16 protein-coding genes are annotated in these 19,337 nt (G+C 66.0%); 11 read left to right on the top strand and 5 right to left on the bottom strand.

The genetic code is table 11. The features are described 5' to 3' along the window. Positions 1 to 35: 35 nt before the first annotated feature. The 3 genes from prsT (at position 36) to ABIB38_RS01920 (ending at position 4,556) form a co-directional block, all read left to right on the top strand. Positions 36 to 2,813, top strand: coding sequence for an XrtA/PEP-CTERM system TPR-repeat protein PrsT (gene prsT, locus ABIB38_RS01930; RefSeq protein WP_429201290.1), 2,778 nt, complete (start codon positions 36 to 38; stop codon positions 2,811 to 2,813). Between the two features lie 213 nt (positions 2,814 to 3,026). Then, a complete protein-coding gene (locus ABIB38_RS01925) occupies positions 3,027 to 3,626 on the top strand; it encodes a GNAT family N-acetyltransferase (RefSeq protein WP_429201288.1) in 600 nt (199 codons plus the stop codon). Positions 3,627 to 3,680: 54 nt separating this feature from the next. Next, on the top strand, positions 3,681 to 4,556 hold the full coding sequence (locus ABIB38_RS01920; RefSeq protein WP_429201286.1) for a ThiF family adenylyltransferase: 876 nt from the start codon (positions 3,681 to 3,683) through the stop codon (positions 4,554 to 4,556). Positions 4,557 to 4,664: 108 nt separating this feature from the next. Here ABIB38_RS01920 and pepA read toward each other — a convergent pair whose 3' ends face one another. The 5 genes from pepA to ABIB38_RS01895 form a co-directional block, all read right to left on the bottom strand. Continuing rightward, complete coding sequence (gene pepA / locus ABIB38_RS01915; RefSeq protein WP_429201284.1) at positions 4,665 to 5,432, bottom strand: flocculation-associated PEP-CTERM protein PepA; 768 nt, start codon at positions 5,430 to 5,432, stop codon at positions 4,665 to 4,667. Positions 5,433 to 5,613: 181 nt separating this feature from the next. Next, the gene (locus ABIB38_RS01910; RefSeq protein ID WP_429201282.1) at positions 5,614 to 6,279 is read right to left on the bottom strand and encodes a class I SAM-dependent methyltransferase; all 666 of its coding nucleotides are present in this window, start codon (positions 6,277 to 6,279) and stop codon (positions 5,614 to 5,616) included. 115 nt (positions 6,280 to 6,394) lie between these two features. Then, on the bottom strand, positions 6,395 to 7,126 hold the full coding sequence (locus ABIB38_RS01905; RefSeq protein ID WP_429201281.1) for a GNAT family N-acetyltransferase: 732 nt from the start codon (positions 7,124 to 7,126) through the stop codon (positions 6,395 to 6,397). Between the two features lie 344 nt (positions 7,127 to 7,470). Further along, positions 7,471 to 8,091: an XrtA/PEP-CTERM system exopolysaccharide export protein gene (locus ABIB38_RS01900; RefSeq protein WP_429201279.1), complete on the bottom strand. Its 621-nt coding sequence runs from the start codon at positions 8,089 to 8,091 to the stop codon at positions 7,471 to 7,473. Between the two features lie 182 nt (positions 8,092 to 8,273). Further along, positions 8,274 to 9,038 carry a S1 family peptidase gene (locus ABIB38_RS01895; RefSeq protein WP_429201277.1) on the bottom strand — a complete coding sequence of 255 codons (765 nt, stop codon included), beginning with the start codon at positions 9,036 to 9,038 and terminating at the stop codon, positions 8,274 to 8,276. A gap of 414 nt (positions 9,039 to 9,452) precedes the next feature. Here ABIB38_RS01895 and ABIB38_RS01890 point away from each other — a divergent pair, with 414 nt between their 5' ends. Genes ABIB38_RS01890 through xrtA form a run of 8 tightly spaced genes read left to right on the top strand, consistent with a single transcriptional unit; the run spans position 9,453 to position 19,336 of the window. Continuing rightward, positions 9,453 to 10,985: an XrtA system polysaccharide chain length determinant gene (locus tag ABIB38_RS01890; RefSeq protein WP_429201275.1), complete on the top strand. Its 1,533-nt coding sequence runs from the start codon at positions 9,453 to 9,455 to the stop codon at positions 10,983 to 10,985. A gap of 26 nt (positions 10,986 to 11,011) precedes the next feature. Next, positions 11,012 to 11,929: an XrtA-associated tyrosine autokinase gene (locus tag ABIB38_RS01885; protein WP_429201274.1), complete on the top strand. Its 918-nt coding sequence runs from the start codon at positions 11,012 to 11,014 to the stop codon at positions 11,927 to 11,929. Next, complete coding sequence (locus ABIB38_RS01880; RefSeq protein ID WP_429201272.1) at positions 11,910 to 13,502, top strand: TIGR03016 family PEP-CTERM system-associated outer membrane protein; 1,593 nt, start codon at positions 11,910 to 11,912, stop codon at positions 13,500 to 13,502. Before ABIB38_RS01885 ends, ABIB38_RS01880 begins: the two co-directional genes overlap by 20 nt. A gap of 25 nt (positions 13,503 to 13,527) precedes the next feature. After that, positions 13,528 to 14,568, top strand: coding sequence for an XrtA/PEP-CTERM system-associated ATPase (locus tag ABIB38_RS01875; RefSeq protein ID WP_429201271.1), 1,041 nt, complete (start codon positions 13,528 to 13,530; stop codon positions 14,566 to 14,568). 17 nt (positions 14,569 to 14,585) lie between these two features. Next, complete coding sequence (locus tag ABIB38_RS01870) at positions 14,586 to 15,470, top strand: XrtA system polysaccharide deacetylase (protein WP_429201269.1); 885 nt, start codon at positions 14,586 to 14,588, stop codon at positions 15,468 to 15,470. Then, positions 15,467 to 16,564 (top strand): FemAB family XrtA/PEP-CTERM system-associated protein, encoded by a 1,098-nt coding sequence (locus ABIB38_RS01865; protein ID WP_429201267.1) that lies wholly within the window; start codon positions 15,467 to 15,469, stop codon positions 16,562 to 16,564. Before ABIB38_RS01870 ends, ABIB38_RS01865 begins: the two co-directional genes overlap by 4 nt. A 4-nt stretch (positions 16,565 to 16,568) precedes the next feature. After that, positions 16,569 to 17,762, top strand: a complete 1,194-nt coding sequence (locus tag ABIB38_RS01860) for a TIGR03087 family PEP-CTERM/XrtA system glycosyltransferase (RefSeq protein WP_429201265.1) — start codon at positions 16,569 to 16,571, stop codon at positions 17,760 to 17,762. Continuing rightward, complete coding sequence (gene xrtA / locus ABIB38_RS01855) at positions 17,753 to 19,336, top strand: exosortase A (protein WP_429201263.1); 1,584 nt, start codon at positions 17,753 to 17,755, stop codon at positions 19,334 to 19,336. Before ABIB38_RS01860 ends, xrtA begins: the two co-directional genes overlap by 10 nt. Position 19,337 lies beyond the last annotated feature (1 nt).

The following is a 19,337-nucleotide window of genomic DNA, read 5'->3' as shown; positions in this document are numbered from 1 at the left end:
CGAAACGACCGTCTCCACTGCCTGAGGAATTCCAGATGCCGCGCCACCCCACCAAGCTCAAACTCACCGCCGCTCTCCTGACCGGCGCCCTCCTGACCGTCGGCCTGGCCGGCTGCAACCGGACCCAGTCGACCGAAACCCTGCTGGCCGAGGCCTCCGAATACCAGCAAAAGGGCGACATCAAGGCCGCCCTGATCCAGCTCAAGAATGCCGTGGCGAACAGCCCGGAAGACGGCGAGGCGCGTCTGGCGCTGGGCTCCCTGCAACTCTCCACCGGCGACAACGTCTCGGCCGAAAAGGAACTGGGCCGCGCGCGCGCGCTCGGCATCGCCGACGAGCGGGTGCTGCCGCTGCAGGGCCGGACCCTGATGCAGCAGGGCAAGTTCAAGGAAGTGCTGGAGCTGATCACGCCGGAGAAAGCCGGCAAATCGGCCGCGCTGCTGTCGCTGCGCGGCGACGCCTTGCTGGGCAGCGGCAAGCCCGACGAAGCGAAACAGGCTTATGAGGCGGCGCTGGCCGCGAACGCCAATTCCGGCGACGCCCTGATGGGCCTGGCGCGCCTGTCGGCCGTACGCGGCGAGCGCGATGCCGCCCTGCTCTACGTCGACCAGGCCGTGGCCAAGGATCCGAACAATCCCGAAGTCTTCATGATGCAGGGCGCGATGCTGCGTTCGATGAACAAGCTGGACGAAGCCTTGGGCGCCTTCGACAAGGCGCTGGCGCTCAAGCCGGACCACCGCGGCGCCCACATCGAGAAAGCCTATATCGAAATCGGGCGCGGCAAGTTCGACGCGGCCAAGAAAGAGGTCGAGGCGGCGGAAAAGAATTCGCCGGGCAGCCTGCTGGTGGTGTACACCCGCGCCCTGTATGAATTCTCGCAAGGCAAGCACTCGGCGGCGCGCGATGCGCTGGCGAAGATCCTCAAGGTCGCCCCCAACCATTATCCGAGCATCCTGCTGGCCGGCGCCTCCGAGCTGCAGCTGGGCGGCACTCAGCAGGCCGAGCAGCATCTGCGCAAATACCTGGAAGCCAATCCGAACAACGTCTATGCGCGCAAGCTGCTGGCCCAGGTCCAGCTCAGGAATTCCCAGCCGGCCGACGCCGCCGCCACCCTGGCGCCGGCCCTGAAGGATGCGCCGCAGGATGCCCAGCTGCTGGCCCTGGCCGGCGAATCGTATATGCAGGTGCGCGACTTCGACAAGGCCGCCAACTACCTGCAGCAGGCCGCCACCCTGGCGCCGCAGGCAGCCGCCGTGCGCACCTCGCTGGGCCTGTCGCGCCTGGCCCAGGGCGACCAGGCACGCGCGCTGAGCGACCTCGAACTGGCCGCCACGCTCGATCCGACGTCGCTGCAGGCCACCATGGCCCTGGTCCAGACCGAGATCAACATGAAGCGCTACGACAAGGCGCTGGCCGCCGTCGCTGCGCTCGAGAAGCAGCAGCCGGACAACGCGCAGGTGCAGCAGCTCAAGGGCGCGGTGTATATGGTCCAGAACAAGAACGCGGAAGCGCGCGCCGCCTTCGAGAAGGCGCTGTCGCTGCAGCCGAGCTTCCTGCCGGCGGTGACCAACCTGGCGCGCCTGGACGTGCAGGAAAACAAGCCGGACGCCGCCAAGGCCCGTTTCACCGCCTTCCTGGACCAGAACAAGGACAACGCCGACGCCATGACGGCGCTGGGCGACCTGGCCATGCTGCAAAAGAACCAGGCCGAGGCCACGAGCTGGTTCGAGAAGGCCAGCAGCGCCAATCCGAACGCCACAGCCCCGGCCCTCAAGCTCGGCGCGCACTACCTGGCTACCCAGCAGGCGCCCAAGGCGCTGGCGCTGGCGCGCAAGCTCCAGACCGGGCATCCGGGCGATGCCGGCGTGCTCGAACTGCTCGGCCAGTCGCAGGCCGCCACCAAGGACCTGAACGGCGCGCTCGACACCTACAGCAAGCTGGTCAACGTGCTGCCGAAGGCGCCCGGCGCCCAGCTGCGCCTGGCCCAGGTGCAATTGGCGCTGAAGAATGAATCCGCGGCCGCCACCCACCTCAAGCGCGCGGTCGACCTCCAGCCCGACTTCGTGCCGGCGCGCCTGATGCAGGTTGACCTGGCGCTGCGCGGCAAGCGGCCGGACGACGCGCTGGCGGCGGCGCGCGCGCTGCAGACGGCGGCGCCCAAGGCGCCGGTCGGCCACGTGCTCGAAGGCGACGTGTTGATGTCGCAGCAAAAATTCGCCCAGGCCCAGCAATCGTATGAAAAAGGCCTGGCCCTGGCGCGCTCGTCGGAACTGACGGTCAAGGTGATGCAAGCCATGCAGGCCGGCGGCAAGAGCAAGGAAGCCCTGGCGCGCGGCCAGGCCTGGCTCGCCGCCCAGCCGGACGACGTGCGGGTCTCGCTGCTGGTGGCCGAGCTCAACCTGGCGTCCAGGGACTACAAGGGCGCCATCGCCAGGCTCGAGAACGCGCAGAAGCGCGCCCCCGAGCATCCGCTGGTGCTGAACAACCTGGCCTGGGCCTACCAGCAGGTGAAGGACCCGCGCGCGCTGGCGACCGCCGAAAAGGCGTACAAGCTGGCCAGCGACAGCCCGGGCGTGATGGACACCCTGGGTTGGGTGCTGGTGGAGCAGGGCGACACCGCGCGCGGCCTGCCCCTGCTGCAGAAGGCCAGCAGCCAGGCGCCGAACTCGACGGAGATCCGCTACCACCTGGCGCAAGCCCTGCACAAGAGCGGCGACAAGGCCGGCGCGCGCCGAGAACTCGACAAGCTGCTGGGGTCGAACGCGCCGTTCGCCCACGCCGACGAGGCGCGCGCGCTGCTCAAGTCGCTGTAACCGGAGGGTCCGCCGCGGGGCCAGACCGGCCCGCGGCGCACCGTGCGCACATGCGCTGCGCATGGAAGAAGTAGGCTGCCTCATCCTATCGAACGCTGGATTTATTAATGTCGGGATAAGATGACGTTCTCCTAATTGAGGATGTTTATCGTGGACGACGATTCGTACGGAATCCGGCTTACCGATACTTCGGATGGTCGTAACACGGCCAGTATGCTGATCAGCAGGATGTATGCCTGGCGCGGCTACACCGGAAATCACCAGCCCGGCAGCGACCCTAACCGCATCACCCTGACCGCCACCGACAAGGGCGACGTGGTCGGCACGCTCAGCATCGGCATCGATTCCGAGGTCGGCCTGATGGCCGACGAAATCTTCCGGGACGAGCTCGACGCCCACCGCCGCCGCGGCGCCAGGCTGTGCGAATTCACCAAGTTCGCCTTCGACCCCTCGGTGCGCTCCAAGACGGCGCTGGCCAATGTGTTCCACCTGGCCGTGATCTATGCGCGCGACATGCATGGCTGCACCGACATCGTGATCGAGGTCAATCCGCGCCATCGGCGCTTCTACGAGCGCATGCTGGGCTTTCGCAAGGAAGGCGAGCTCAAGACCAACCCGCGGGTCGATGCGCCGGCCTACCTGTTGCGCGTGAACCTGCAATACGTCACCGAGCAGATCGCGCGCTTCGGCGGCACCTATGCCGCCGATGGCGAAACCGAAGAACGTTCTTTCTATCCATATTTCTTTTCTCCACGCGAAGAGCGTGGCATTATCAATCGCCTGCTGCGCATGGATGAATCGCATCCGGCATGACGGCCGCGCTCCAGCGCTGGCCGGCGTCGTTTCCACTGCTATCCCGAACCGTCAATGAGTAAACCGTTCAACTACGAACAGGCATTTTCACGCAATATCGGCTGGGTCACCGCGGCCGAGCAACAGCAACTGCGCGGCAAGCGCGTGGCCATCGCCGGCGGCGGCGGCGTCGGCGGCGTACACCTGCTGACCCTCGTCCGGCTCGGCGTGGGCAGTTTCCGCATCGCCGACTTCGACACCTTCGATGTCGCGAACTTCAATCGCCAGGTCGGCGCCATGATGTCGACGCTCGGCCAGTCCAAGACCGAGGTGCTGGCGCGCATGGCGCGCGACATCAATCCCGACGTCAAGATCGAGATCTTCCCGGACGGTGTCCACCAGGACAATCTCGACGCCTTCCTGGCCGGGGTCGACCTGTACGTCGACGCGCTCGATTTCTTTGCCTTCGACGCGCGCCAGCAGACCTTCGCCGCCTGCGCCCGGCTCGGCATCCCGGCCACCACCGGGGCGCCGCTGGGCATGGGTGCGGCCCTGCTCAACTTCATGCCGGGCAAGATGACCTTCGAAGACTATTTCGGCTGGGGCGACCTGCCGGACCAGGAAAAGGCGATCCGCTTCGTGGTCGGCCTGGCGCCCGCCGGCCTGCACCGGCCCTATCTGGTGGTGCCGGAAGCGGTCAACCTGGCCGAGCAGCGCGGCCCGTCGACCTTCATGGCCTGCCAGCTGTGCGCCGGCATCTGCGCCACCGAGGCGCTCAAGATCCTGCTGAACCGCGGCGAGGTGCTGGCGGCGCCCTGGGGCATGCAGTTCGACGCCTATCGCAACAAGCTCAAGCGCACCTGGCGGCCCGGCGGCAACCGCCATCCGATCCAGCAGCTGATGCTGGCGATCGGGCGGCGCCAGTTCGCGCGCATGGCGGCTGGACGCTGAACGCCAGCCGCCGGCTTCCCGGACGTCAAAAAGCCACTGCCGGATCGCTCCGGCAGTGGCTTTTTTCCAGCTGCTGACGTAAGGCCTGCCAGGGCAGGCCCGTCGTTATCAGGCAGCTTTCTTGTTGCGGCGGCGGGCTGCGTACAGGCCCAGCATGCCCAGGCCCAGCAGGCCAACCGATGCTGGCTCAGGCACTTCGGCCTCTGGCAGGGTCGAGAACACCACGTCCAGCGAACCGTTGATGGTCGTGGTACCGCTCGGGGTGAAGTTGTTCAGCTGGCCCGACTGGAAGCTCATCATGTAGAACGGGTTCGGCGCGACGAAGAAGCTGCTGCCGGCGCCGGTCAGGGTGAAGGTGCTCGACGCACCGAAGCTGCCGCAGTTGATGCCATCATCGCCGCAAGTCGGCAGGTTCGGATCCAGTTGGCCATAGCCCGACACCGGGTTGCCGGTAGCCAGCAGGGTGCTGGTCTCGGTGGAGTAATCTTCCAGGAACAGGTTCAGGTTGCCCGAACCGGCGCTGAAGTTGAAGTTGGTCACGCCGTCCGTCATCGAGTAATTGCCGCTCGCGGTGTAGGTCGCATACAGACCATAGGCAGCGCCCAGGCCGGTGCGACGAGCCTCATAAGCCGTGTTGCCGCCGTTGCCGACGAACTGGCCTGCAGTCCAGAGCAGCGACACATTGAAGGTGCCGTCCGGGTTGAAGGTTGCCTGCTCGGTATAGTTGCCGGTGATTTTGTCAGCGACAAAGTTCGCGTAGTTGCCATTGATCGGATCAACGGTGAACTCGTTGAACGGTGCGGCGATGGCTGCGGTGCTGAACATCGAGGCTGCGGCGAGGGAAGCTGCGATCATGGTCTTCGAAACTGCGTTCATCTTGATTCTCCTGGGTTGTGGGTTCGTACTAACACCCTCTATGTAAGCAACCATCGTGCCAGCTATCGCAATCCCTTTTAAATCAAATACTTAACACACAGATTCGTAATGGAAATTATAACACTGTAAAAAATCCCGACAGCCACCTTTATAAAATTCTCACGCCGCTGTCGGCCTCGTCCTACAGGGGTTTCCGCAACACCACATTCCAGGTATTCCCGGACGTGAATTCGCTGGCGACTTCGTAGCCGGCGGCCAGCACCTTGGCGCGCAGCTCTTCGATGTGGAACGGGCTGTACAGGATGCCCTTGCGGATGCCCCAGTCGTTGATCTTTTGCGCCGCCCAGCGCAGCGGCGCGGCGCCGGACGGATACAGCAGCACGTTGGCGGCCAGCGTTCCACCCGGCTTGAGCACGCGCAGGATGTCGCGCAGGGCGCCGTCGACCGTCGGGAAGCAGTGGATCGAGTTGGCGATGTTGGCGGTGTCGAACCGGTTGTCGGCGAATGGCAGCTGGGCCGCGTCGGCATGCTGCACCTCCACCTGCGGGTTGCCGGCGAAGCGGCGCTTGGCGCCGGCCAGCATCGACGGTGCGTAATCGATACCGGTCACCTTGACCGCAGGCAGCTTGCGCCGGCGGCGCCAGTTCAGCACCATCTCGAGCAGGGTGCCGGTGCCGCAGGCCACCTCGAGGTGGTCCGGTCCGAAGTTCGGCCCGAAGAAGCGCATCTGGGTGCCGATGGTGCTGTTGTAGGCGAAGGTGAGAATGAAAAAGCCGCGCAGGTCGTACCACCATGGTTCGGATGAATAGGCCTCGGCGATTTCATCCCTTGTCTTACCGGTCGTCATGGAGCTTCCCTCTTGGTCAAATACGGTGGAGCGGAGAATATAGGTGGTTATCGGTGGACGGGCAAGAAAAAGCGGGCACGGGCGACGCATCGCCCGTGCCCGCCCGTCGCGTCGATCAGCCCAGCTGGCGCAGGCGGTTGACGATGCCGGCCTCTTCGCGCGGCGAGAAGAACCAGGGGAACAGCGAGCGCTCGCCCACTGCTTTCTCTTGCATGCCGCCCCATTTCGCAACCAGTCCGGTGCCCAGGGCGGTATCGGCGCGCAGCAGGACGGCGGGCGCCTGCACCCGCGGATTGTCGCGCGCCTCGCATACGGTCTGGAAGCCGAGCATGGCTTCATAGAAGCGGCGGTGGCGCGGGTTGACTTCGATGAAGATGTCGCTGCAGTCGTTCAGGTCGCGCGCATAGATCAGGGCCACGTGAAACAGCGAGGCCAGCACCGCCTTCGACTTGACCGCCGGGTCGACCGCCAGCTTGGTGATCTCGCACACCCGCCCACTGCCGCGGCGCGCATCGATGCAGTCCTTGAACACCTGGTCGGCCAGCAGGCCGATCTCGGAGTCCAGGCCCAGGCTCAGGGTGCCGAACACCTGGCCGCGGTCGGACGCGGTCAGGGTAATGCGGTTCGGATCGCTGTTGACCTGGTGATTGCCGCTGTAGCCGCGCCAGGAATACATCTTACTGATAAGCATGCTCGCGGAATTGCGCTGCGAATCGATGTCGGCCGCGCGAATGCCGAACACGCGCTCATTGATGGTGACGTCGATGATGCTCGGCGTGCTCGGGGCGGACGCATCGTCGCCGCTCGGACCGGCGCAGAAGGCGGCCGGTGCTAATGTGTCGATCATGGTCATTCTCCAGGCAGGACCGGCGCGTCGTGCAGCGGCGGCAATCCTGATCATCATAGCATCGAAAATTACAATTTATCAATTGTATTAACGAAAAGCATTTATCTTTTTGACATTCGGCATGCGAGAATGCTCCCCTGCGACGATAGCAGCTTCAGCGCAACCTGCGGTGTGTGGGAACAAGAAAATCTCGCTCGCAGGCAAGTTATGCCTGGAGGCGGTCAGGACAGTGCAGGACAGGAACAGGACGCTGAGCGCATTTGCTCGCGTCCTCAATGCAGGAACAGCAGTGGCGCGCCGCGGTGGCGGGCGCCGGGGGACCGGCCGCGCGGCCGGTCATGCGATCAGAAGAAGCTTTCTGGAATCACCAGGATGTCGCCAGGACGCATCATGACGTTGGCCGAGATGTCGCCATCCTTGATCAGGTCGTCGAGGCGCACATTGATCTTTTCCTGCTTGCCGTCAACGTTGCGCACGATGCTGGCCTTGTTGCCGGATGCGAACTCCGTGACGCCGCCGACCGCGATCAGCACGTCCATCAGCGACATCTCGCGGCGATACGGCAAGGCCTGCGGACGGGCAGCCTGGCCGATCACGCGGATCTGTTCGTTGAAGTTGCCGATGAAGGTGGTGACGACCACGGTCACCACCGGCTGCTGGATGAACTGGGCCAGGGCCTGTTCGATATCGCGCGCCAATTGGGTCGAGGTCTTGCCGGCAGCCGGCAGGTCCTCCACCAGCGGGGTCGTGATCTTGCCGTCCGGACGCACCGGCACCGACATCGACACTTCCGGATTGCGCCAGACGATGACGTTGACGCTGTCACCCGGCCCGATCAGGTAATCGGGATTCACCGGCGCCAGCGCGGCGCTGCTCGGCGGTACGGGAGTGGAACAGCCGCCCAGCAGCAGCATGCAAGCGGCGGCGCCGGCTGCCAACAGATTCTTCGTGGTCTTCGTCATCATCGCGTTTCATCCCCTTCGCGCCTTCCGGCCATCCCCGATGGGATAGTGTTCAGCGTGAATCAAAAATTGTTATTTCGCCATCACGGCCCGCGCTATTGTAGCGCAGACCGGCGCGACGGCAAGCCGTGCACAATTGAAATCTTTTGCAACGGCGTCGCGTCGCCACGGGATGGCTAGCTTCCCTATCGCTGCAGCAGTTCCCGCACATGGCGCACGGGAATCGCGTACGTGATGCCGCTCGGCGCCGAGATCGCCGATTCCTTCAGCCCCTTGACGAATACCATATTGATTACGCCCAGCACTTCCCCGGTCGCGGGATCGTACAGCGGCGAGCCGCTGTTGCCCGGATAGGCGGTGCCGTCGAGCTGGTAGATGCTGAACGGCGTGCGCTGCAACCGGGCCACGGCGCGCGCATCGAGACGGCGCGCGCTGAGCGAGGGCTGCATCACCGGCGTGATCGCGGCCAGCAGCGCGCGGTGGGTGGCCGGGTGCAGGCCCAGCACCATGCCGAGCGGGAAGCCGGTGAAGGCCAGGTCCTGGCCCTCGGCCGCCGCCGTGTCGCCCAGGCGCAGGGCCGGCAGCGGCGCGCCTTCCAGGCGCAAGTGGGCCAGGTCGTGTTCGCGATCCAGGGCCACCAGCTGGGCCGGGCGGAAGCGTACCCCGGCGCCGTCCGGCAGCACCACGCCCAGCTGCTCCATGCGGGCGGCATCGAGCTTGTCCGGCACCACGTGGGCATTGGTGATCACGCTCAGCCCGTCGCCGACCACGAAGCCGGTGCCGCTGAACACGACCGCCGGGCTGCGCGTCTGCAACTGGGTGCCGATGCCGACGATCGACGGCTTCACCGCCGCCACCGTCCGCGGCAAGCTCGCCGCCTGTGCCAGGCCGGAGCCCGCCCACAGCAGCGCGCCGGCCGCCACCCATTTTCCGAACCAGCGTCGCGTCATCGCGTTTTCACCATCTTTTCACCATCCCGAGGTCGTTGTCACAGGACTGAGGCAATCGTACGGCCCCTTTCCAATATTAAACATTACAATAAGGTTCTTTGAATTTCAGCAACTATTTAAAGAACCACGCAGCATGGACGCCGCGAGCCGAACCCTACCAGATACCCGGAGTCGTTTTGCGAAATACAACATGCGAATTCTTCAGATGTTTGCGATAATGCAACACCCGACATGATGCAATTTGTTTAACATAATTGTTGCATTCCGGAACATGTGTTGTAACCGATGGCATCGGTGACCAGGAATCGCAGTATCCCTTAACCCTTAATTGCAATTGATTAGGGTACAAGCGATCATGCACATTGTTTATTTGTTGAGCCTGCAGCCCAGGCTCTGACCGACGAGATCGACACGATGGCTGAAATCACAACCCAGATTCTTCACCTCCTCAAAGCCATCGGCAAGTACCGCTGGCATGCAGTCGTCATCACCTGGGTGGTGGCGCTGACCGGCTGGGGGGTGGTGTATTCGCTTCCCAACCAGTACGAGTCGTCGGCGCGCGTTTACGTCGACACCCAGACCATTCTCAAGCCGCTGCTGTCGGGCATGACCACCCTGCCGAACCTGGACCAGCAGGTGCAGTTCATGCGCCGCACGCTGCTCAGCCGTCCCAACGTGGAACGGGTGGTACGCGACCTCGACCTGGATGTCAGTGCCCGCAACGGCAAGGAGTTCGACAAGGTGGTCGACGACCTGATCTCGAAGATCAGGATGGTCGGTACCGGCCGCGACGACATCTATACCATCAGCTACACCGGCACCAGCGCGCAACAGGCCAAGGACGTGGTGCAGGCCTTCCTGACCATCTTTGTCGAAGGTAGCTTCGCCGGCAAGAAACAGGACTCGGATAAGGCGGTTCAGTTTATCGACGACCAGATCCGCAGCTATGAAGAGCGCCTGGCTGCCGCCGAGAATTCGCTCAAGGAATTCAAGATCAAGAATATCGGCATGCTGCCGCGCGAAGGCGCCGACTACGGCGCACGCATGATAGCGGCCAGCGAAGCCCTGAACCAGGCGCAGCTCGACCTGGCCGAGGCCGAGCAGGCGCGCAATGCGATTCGCCGCAAGATTTCGGGCGATAACAGCGGCGCTGGCGGCCGCAGCGCCCCGGTGCTGCAGGACCCGGCACTGGACGAGCGCATCGCCACCGTCAACAAGACGCTGGACGCGTTGCGCACCCAGTACACGGAGCAGCATCCCGACATCGTCGCCAACCGCCGCCTGCTCGATCAGTTGATGGAGCGCCGCGCCGACCTGGCCAAGAACCCGACGCGCAGCGCCGATCCGGGCGCCAGCTACAGCCCGATGCTGCAGCAGCTGACCGTGCAACTGTCCGAAGCCGAGGCGCGCGTCGCGTCGCTGCAGGCGCGCGTGGCCGAATTCAGCACTCGCGTGGCCCGCCTGCGCGGCCAGAGCGAGCTGGTGCCGGAAGTCGAAGCCCAGCTGGCCCAACTGAACCGCGACTATGAGGTCAATCGCGCGAATTACCAGCGTCTGGTGGAGCGCCGCGAGTCGGCCAAGCTGTCGGGCGAAGTGTCATCGGTGACCGACATGCTGACATTCCGCGTGATCGACCCGCCGACCGCGCCCGCCGTCCCTACCGGTCCCAACCGCCTGCAGCTGTTCTCGCTGGTGTTCGTCGGCGCCCTCGCCGCCGGCCTGGCCAGCGCCCTGCTGCTGAGCCAACTGCGCCCGACCTTCCTGAGCCCGGCTGCGCTGCGCGAAGCCACCAGTATGCCGATCCTCGGTTCGGTGAGCATGAACTGGACGGCCGAACAGACCGTGTTGCGCAAGCGCCGCCTGGTCATGCTTGCCGCCTCGGTGCTGGTGCTGTTCGGCGCCTATGCCGCCGGTGTCGCCGCCATCCTTATCCGCCCTACGATGTAAGGCCGGCTGGCCTACAAGGAGTGAATGTGAGCATTATCGAAAAAGCGGCCAGCCGCATCGACAAGCAGCGCCAGAACGGCGCGCCTGCCAACCCGTTCGTACCGGCCGTACCGCCGCTGGTCGACGCACCGGCCGCCGTGCTGGTCGACGTGCCGGTCGCGCCGGCCCCGACGCCGGACCTGGCCGCCAGCGCCGCCGCTGCGGCGGGCACGGCGCGCACCCGCCGCGTCGAGCTCGACCTGGGCCGCATGCGCGAGCTGGGCATGGTCACCGCTGCCGGCGGCCGCACCAATCTGCTGGAAGAATTCCGCATCATCAAGCGCCCGCTGCTCAAGCGCGCCTTCGCCGAGCGCGGTCCGAAGGACAATCCGGCCAACCTGATCATGATCACGAGCTCGCTGCCCGGCGAAGGCAAGACTTATTGCGCCATCAACCTGGCGATGAGCATCGCCATGGAGCTCGACCACACGGTGTTGCTCGTCGACGCCGACGTGGCGCGCCCGTCGGTGCTGCGCACGCTCGGCCTGCCGACCCAGCGCGGCCTGATGGACATCCTGGTGGACAAGAGTCTCGACCTGTCGGACGTCATGTTGCGCACCAACGTCGACACCCTGGCGATCCTGCCGGCCGGCACCGCCACGCCGCGCGCCACGGAGCTGCTGGCCAGTTCGACGATGACCGCCATGCTGCAGGAGCTGGCCAGCCGCTATCCCGACCGCATCATCATCTTCGATTCGCCGCCGCTGATGCTGACCAGCGAAGCGCGCGTGCTGGCCAGCCACATGGGCCAGATCGTGGTGGTGGTGGAAGCCCAGACCACGACCCAGCACGCGGTCAAGGAATCGCTGCAGCAGCTGGAAGGCATGAGTAACGTCAACCTCATCTATAACAAGACCAGGGATATCCCCGGCATCGAAGAAACATATGACTACCACTACGGCTAAGCTGCCGTTCTCCCGCGCGCCATTGGCGGCGGCTGCGCTGCTCCTGCTGGCCGCAAGCCCGGCCCAGGCGGACTGGCGGGTGACGCCGACGCTGACGCTGAGCGAGATCTGGACGGACAATGTCAATCTGACCGAGGACGCGCTCGCGCACAGCGACCTGATCACCCAGGTATCGCCCGGGCTTCGCGTCAGCAACCGGACCCGGCGCCTGACGGTCGACGCCTCGGCCCAGCTGCACACGTTCGCCTACCTGCACGACAGCGACAAGCGCGGCCGCAATGGCGAACCGGGCGCCGACAATCCCGGCGTGAACAGCGTCCAGCGCAGCTACCGCGGCAATCTGCGCGGCGAGCTGGCGCAGGACCTGTTCTTCATCGACGCCACCGCCGCGCGCGGACAGCAGAACATCTCGGCCTTCGGTCCGCGCGTGACCAACGACGCCTACTCGCGCAACAACCGCACCGATATCGAAACCTGGAGCATCAGCCCGTTCCTGGTCCACCGCTTCGGCAGCACGGCCTCGGGCCAGCTGCGCTACACGCGCGACTCGGTCGGTGGCGGCGAGCAGGTCGGCTTCCGGCGCACCGGCGGCGACACCATCCAGGCCACGCTGGCCAGCGGCCCGGCCTTCCGCACCATCGGCTGGGGCCTGAACTACACCGACCAGGAACTCAACGGCGGCCGCTACGGCGACTCCTCGAGCCAGAACTTCACGGCAAACCTGAGCTACATGGTCAGCGCTCGCCTGTCGCTGCTGGCCAATGCCGGTTACGACCGCTACGAATACGAAGGCCTGGGCGGCGGCGACCAGGGCGCCAACTGGTCGCTGGGCTTTCGCTGGACCCCGTCGGTCCGCACCACGCTGCAGGCGACCGCCGGCCGCCACTTCTACGGCAATACCGGCAGCCTGCTGGCGGCGCACCGCACGCGCAAGACCAGCTGGAACGTGAACTACAGCGACGTGATCACGACCTCGCGCCAGCAATTCCTGATGCCCGCGACGTTCGACACCGCCGGCCTGCTCGACAGCATGTTCGCTACCGCCTATCCCGATCCGGTCGAACGCGCGCGCGTGATCGAGGCCTATATGGGGCAGAACAATCTGCCGCCGTCGCTGTCGGATAGCGTCAACTACCTGAGCAACCGGTTCATGCGGCAGAAGATGCTGCGCGCCTCGATGGTGTACCGCGCGGGCCGCGGCAGCGCGACGCTGGCGGCCCACGTCAGCGACCGCAACGCGATCTCCGACCAGCAGAGCGACAGTCCGCTGCTGGGCAGTCAGCAGGGCCGCTACAGCGACAACGTGCGCCAGAAGGGCTTCGAAGCGAACTATACTTACCGGCTGAACTCGCGCTCCAACCTGACCGTCGGCTACGACCTGGACGACAGCGAGTCGCGCACCACCGATTACCGCAACTACCAGCGCATCTTCCGCGTCGGCCTGACCCGCAACTTCGGGGATGCGCGCGCTTCGATCGACCTGCGCCGCCGCAGCGGCGACCTGGGCAACACCATCAGCGCCGGCGAGTACACCGAAAACGCCCTTTCGGCCACGCTGTTCATGACGTTTTGACCGCAACGAAATCGACGGAACCACGATGTACGAATCCTACTACGGCCTGTCGGCCAAGCCCTTCCAGCTCCGCCCGGACCCGCATTTCTTCTTCGGTTCGAAAGGCCACAAGCGCGCCATGGCCTACCTCGACTACGGCCTGTCTCAGGGCGAAGGCTTCATCGTCATCACAGGCGAGGTCGGCGCCGGCAAGACCACGCTGGTGCGCAACCTGCTGGGCCGCCTCCCGCTCGACCAGATCGTCGCGGCCCATATCGTCAACACCAGCCTCGATCCGGAAGACACGCTGCGCATGGTGGTCTCCGCCTTCGGCCTGCCGTACGAAGGCGCCAGCAAGGCCGAACTGCTGAATCGCCTGGAACAGTTTTTGCGCGCCGTCGACCGCCAGGGCAAGCGCGCCCTGCTCGTGATCGACGAGGCCCAGAACCTGAACGCGCGCACGGTCGAGGAATTGCGCATGCTGTCCAATTTCCAGACCGACGACCGCTCGCTGCTGCAGACCTTCCTGCTCGGCCAGCCGGAGTTCCGCGCCACCCTGCACAGCCCCACCATGCAGCAGCTGCGCCAGCGCGTGATCGCCAGCTACCACCTGGGGCCGATGGACGCGCAGGAAACCCGCGCCTACGTCGAGCACCGCCTGGCCACGGTCGGCTGGAACGGCGACCCGTCGTTCGATGAGGCCGCCCACGCCGCGGTGTATGCCTACAGCGGCGGCATCCCGCGCAAGACCAACACGCTGATGGACCGCGTGCTGCTGATGGGCTACCTGGAAGAGCTGCACGGCTTTTCCGGCGCCCACATCGAGGAAGTGGTGCGCGACATCTCGGACGAGTTCCAGGCCCCGGATGGCCTGGGCGAGCCGGAGCCGGAGTCCATGCGCGCGACCTCCGGCCAGCACGGGCTGCAGCATGGGGAACGCCGCAGCGCCAGCGTCGAGCAGCTCGACGAACGCATGATGCGCCTCGAAAAATCGATCGTGTCGGTATTGTCGATCTTGAAGAAGATCGCCGCCACCCCATCCGGCAGCGCGCCCGGCGGCGCCCAGCGCCTGGACAACCAAGAATAACACTCAGGAACACGGCAATGAAAATGACCGCCCCCGCAGCCCGGCCGCGCCCAGCCCCGGGCGAGAAGATCCGCAATGCAATGACCTGCGACGTCGAAGACTATTTCCAGGTCTCGGCCTTCGCCCCGTACATCGACCGCGCCAGCTGGCCGACCCGCGAATGCCGGGTCGAGGCCAATATGGACCGCATCCTGGCGCTGTACGAGCGCCATGACGTGCGCGCGACCTTCTTCACCCTGGGCTGGATCGCCGAGCGCTATCCCGCCATGGTGCGCCGGATCGTCGCCGCCGGCCACGAACTGGCCAGCCACGGCTACGGCCACCTGCGCGCCTCGGACCAGAGCCGCGCCGAATTCGACAACGACATCAGGTCAAGCAAGGCGCTGCTGGAAGACATCGGTGGCCAGGCCGTGGTGGGCTACCGTGCGCCGAGCTTCTCGATCGGCCACGCCAACCTGTGGGCGCTGGACGCGCTGCACGACGCCGGCTACAAGTACAGCTCGAGCATCTATCCGATCGCCCACGACCACTACGGCATGCCGGACGCGCCGCGCTTCGCCTTCTACCCGAACGGCCCGGACGGGCTGCTCGAAGTGCCGATCACCACGGTCAAGATGGCGGGCCGCAACCTGCCGGCCGGCGGCGGCGGCTATTTCCGCCTGCTGCCCTACGCCCTGTCGCGCTGGATGATGGAAAAGGTCAACCGCGAGGACGGCGAGCCGGCCCTGTTCTACTTCCACCCGTGGGAAGTCGATCCCGGCCAGCCGCGCCCCGAGGGCCTGGGCGCCAAGGCGCGCTTCCGCCACTACGTCAACATCGACCGCATGGAGCGCCGCCTGGAACAGCTGGCGCGCGACTTCAAGTGGGACCGCATGGACCGTATCTTCCTGGACAAGCCATGAACTCGATCATCGAAGCGGCGCAGGCCAAGCGTGCCATGCCCGCCACTGCGGCAAGCGCGCAGACCGTGCGCCTGATGCAGCCGCAGGATTGCGCGCGCTGGGACGCTTTCGTGCGCGCCTGCCCGAGCGCCACCTTCTTCCACCTGTCGGGCTGGCAGAAGGTCATCGAGCAGTCGTTCGGCATCAAGACCTGGTTCTACTTCGTGGAACAGGACGGCCAGATCCAGGGCGTGCTGCCGTTGGCCGAGATCAAGAGCCGCCTGTTCGGCCACTCGCTGGGCGCGATGCCGTTCTGCGTCTACGGCGGCGTGGCCGCGCTCGACGACGGCGCGCGCCTGCTGCTCGACGAAGCGGCCGACGCCCTGGCCAGGAAGCTCGGCGTGGGCCACCTGGAATACCGCGGCATGCAGCGCGCCCATCCGGGCGACGCTTCCTGGCACACCAAGGAACTGTACGTCACCTTCCGCAAGGAGATCACGGGCGACGACGAGACCAATATGAACGCCATCCCGCGCAAGCAGCGCGCCATGGTGCGCAAGGGGATCAAGCTGGATTTGCGCGGCGTGGTCGAGGACAACGTCGACCGCATGTTCGAGGCGTATGCCACCAGCGTGCTGCGCCTGGGCACCCCGGTGTTCCCGAAAAAATACTTCGCCCTGCTGCAGCAGACCTTCGGCGACGAGTGCGAGGTGCGCACCATCCTGACCTCCGACGACCGTCTGGTGGGCTCGGTGCTGTCGTTCTACTGGCGCGACGAAGTGGTGCCCTACTACGGCGGCGGCACCGATCTGGCGCGCTCGGTGGCCGGCAATGACTTCATGTACTGGAACCTGATGCAGGCGGCCGCCGCGCGCGGCTGCCGCATTTTCGATTTCGGCCGCAGCAAGCTGGGCACCGGCGCCTACGACTTCAAGAAGAACTGGGGCTTCGTGGCCGAGCCGCTGCCGTATGAATACAAACTCTACGCCTCGACCCAGCTGCCGGACAACAATCCGCTGAACCCGAAGTACCAGCTGTTCATCAAGATGTGGAAGAAGCTGCCGCTGCCGGTGGCGAACTTCCTCGGTCCCTACATCGTGCGCAACCTGGGGTAATGCCGTGCAAGACCTGCTGCTGCTGATCCACCGCATCCCCTACCCGCCCAACAAGGGCGACAAGATCCGCTCGTACAACCTGCTCAAGCACCTGGCGCGCGACTACCGGGTGCACCTGGCCACTTTCGTCGATGACGCCGACGACTGGCAGCACGTGCCCAAGGTCGAGGCGATGTGCGCCAGCAGCCATTTCGCGGCCCTGAATCCCCTGCTGGCGCGCGTGCGCAGCCTGGGGGCGCTGGTCAAGAACCGTTCGCTGTCGCTGGACTACTATCAGGACGCGGGCATGGCGCGCTGGGTCGAGCAGACCGTGGCCGCGCACGGCGTCAAGCGGGTGCTGGTGTTCTCGTCGGCGATGGCGCAATATGCCGACCGCGTGCGCGACGCGCGCCGCGTGATCGACTTCTGCGACGTCGACTCCGACAAGTGGCGCCAGTACGCCGACAAGAAGTCGTGGCCCATGAGCTGGCTGTACCGCCACGAGGCGCGCCAGCTGCTGCGTTACGAGCGCCAGGTGGCCAGCCAGTACGACGCCTCGCTGTTCGTCTCCAAGCCCGAGGCCGACCTGTTCCGCCAGCTGGCGCCCGAGAGCGAGGCCCGCATCGGCCACTTCAGCAACGGGGTCGACACCGACTATTTCTCGCCCGAGCACGATCTGGCCAGCCCCTATGCCGCGAACGAGCGGGCGCTGGTGTTCACCGGCGCCATGGACTACTGGCCCAACGTCGACGCCGTGCAGTGGTTCTGCGACGACGTGTTCCCGGCCCTCTGCGCGCAGGACCCGGCGCTGCGCTTCTACATCGTCGGCTCGCGCCCCAATCCGCAGGTGCAGGCGCTGGCCCAGCGCGCGGGCGTGACCGTCACCGGCACCGTGCCCGACGTGCGGCCCTACGTCCGCCACGCCACGGTGGCGGTGGCGCCGCTGCGCATCGCGCGCGGCATCCAGAACAAGGTGCTCGAGGCGATGGCGATGGCGGTGCCGACCGTGGTCTCGCCGCAGGCGCTGGAAGGCATCGACGCCGTGGCCGACCGCGAATTGGCGGTGGCCGACGGCGCCCCGGCCTGGGTCGCGACCCTGGCGGCGCTCCTGGCGCGCGACAACCGGGACATGGGCCGCGCCGCACGGGCGCGGGTCGAACATCATTACAGCTGGCCGAGCAACCTGGCCTGCATCGAGGAGCGACTGGAATGCTCGTGAACCCATCCAAGGACCTGGCCGGCGCCACGCCGCGCGCCGCCACCGCCCCGCTGGCGCCCGCGAGCGCCATGCTGATCGCGCTCGCCCTGCTGGCGCCCTTCTTCCTCTACCTCGGCACCGCCGGGTCGCTGGTGGCGATCTGGAACAGTTCCGAGACCTTCGCCCATGGCTACGCCATCCTGCCGATCAGCCTGTGGCTGATCTGGCGCCGGCGCGCGGTGTTCAACGCCGTACCGGCGCGCCCCTGGGCCCCGGCCCTGCTGCTGCTGGCCATGCTGGGCGCCGGCTGGCTGCTGGCGCGCATGGGCGAGGTTCAGGTGGTGATGCAGTATGCCTTCGTCTCGATGTTCCCGGTGATCGCGCTGGCCATGCTGGGCCCGCGCCTGGCGGGCTCGCTCGCCTTTCCGCTCCTGTTCCTGCTGCTGGCGGTGCCCTTCGGCGAAGTCTTCGTCGGCCCCTTGATCAACCTCACCGCCGACTTCACGGTGTGGGCGGTGCAGGCCACCGGCATCCCGGTGCTGCGCAACGGCACCCGCTTCGAGCTGCCGACCGGCTCCTGGTCGGTGGTGGAAGCCTGCAGCGGCGTGCGCTACCTGATTTCCTCGTTCACCCTGGGCTGCCTGTACGCCTACCTGACCTACCGCTCGCTGTCCAAACGACTGCTGTTCGTGGTGGTGTCGATCGTGGTGCCGATCGTCGCCAACGGCCTGCGCGCCTACATGATCGTGATGATCGGCCACATGTCGGGCATGGAACTGGCCACCGGCGTCGACCACCTGATCTATGGCTGGGTGTTCTTCGGCCTGGTGATGCTGCTGATGTTCTGGGTCGGCAGCTTCTGGCGCGACGACGAGCCTCCGGTCGCCGCTGCTGCCGTCCCGTCCGCGACCCCGGCGATGACCACCGGCCTCGCATCTGCTCCGGCTTCGGTAGGCCGCATGGCGGCCATGTGCGCCGCCGTGGTGGCGCTCACCGCCGTATGGCCGGGCTTCGCGCGCTACAACGACGCCGCCAACCTCAATCCGCAGCCGGTCCAGCTGTCCACGGTGGCGGTGGGCTGGCCGCAGGTGGCGCCGTTCTCCGACTGGACCCCGCGCTGGGTCGGTCCGGATGCGACCTACCGCGCCACTTTCCGCAACAGCGAAAGCATGCCGCCGGTCGCGCTCGACATCATGTATTACCGCAACCAGCGCAACGGCAAGGCCCTGATCAGTTCCGTCAACACCCTGGCCGCCTCGGACGACGCCTGGCACGCCGTCGGCGGCGCGCTGCGCAGCGAAACACTGGACGGCCAGCCGCTGACCCTGCGCGAGACGCGTCTGAACGGTCCGACCGGCCAGATCCTGGTGTGGCAGTGGATGGCGATCGACGGCCACCTGACGGCCAACAACTACGTCGGCAAGCTGCTGCAGGCCCAGGCCAAGCTGCGCTTCCGGGGCGACGACGGCGCCGTGGTGCTGCTGTCGGCGCCGGTGCGCGACAATCCGGAAAGCGCGCGCGCCGCCCTGCGCGCCTTCCTGGCGGGCCAGGGCCAGGCGGTCACGCGCGCGCTGGACCATGCGCGCAACCATTGAC

Source organism: Massilia sp. UYP11, from assembly GCF_050434805.1.
Lineage (GTDB): Bacteria > Pseudomonadota > Gammaproteobacteria > Burkholderiales > Burkholderiaceae_D > Telluria.
This window is presented reverse-complemented; position numbering and strand designations above follow the sequence as displayed.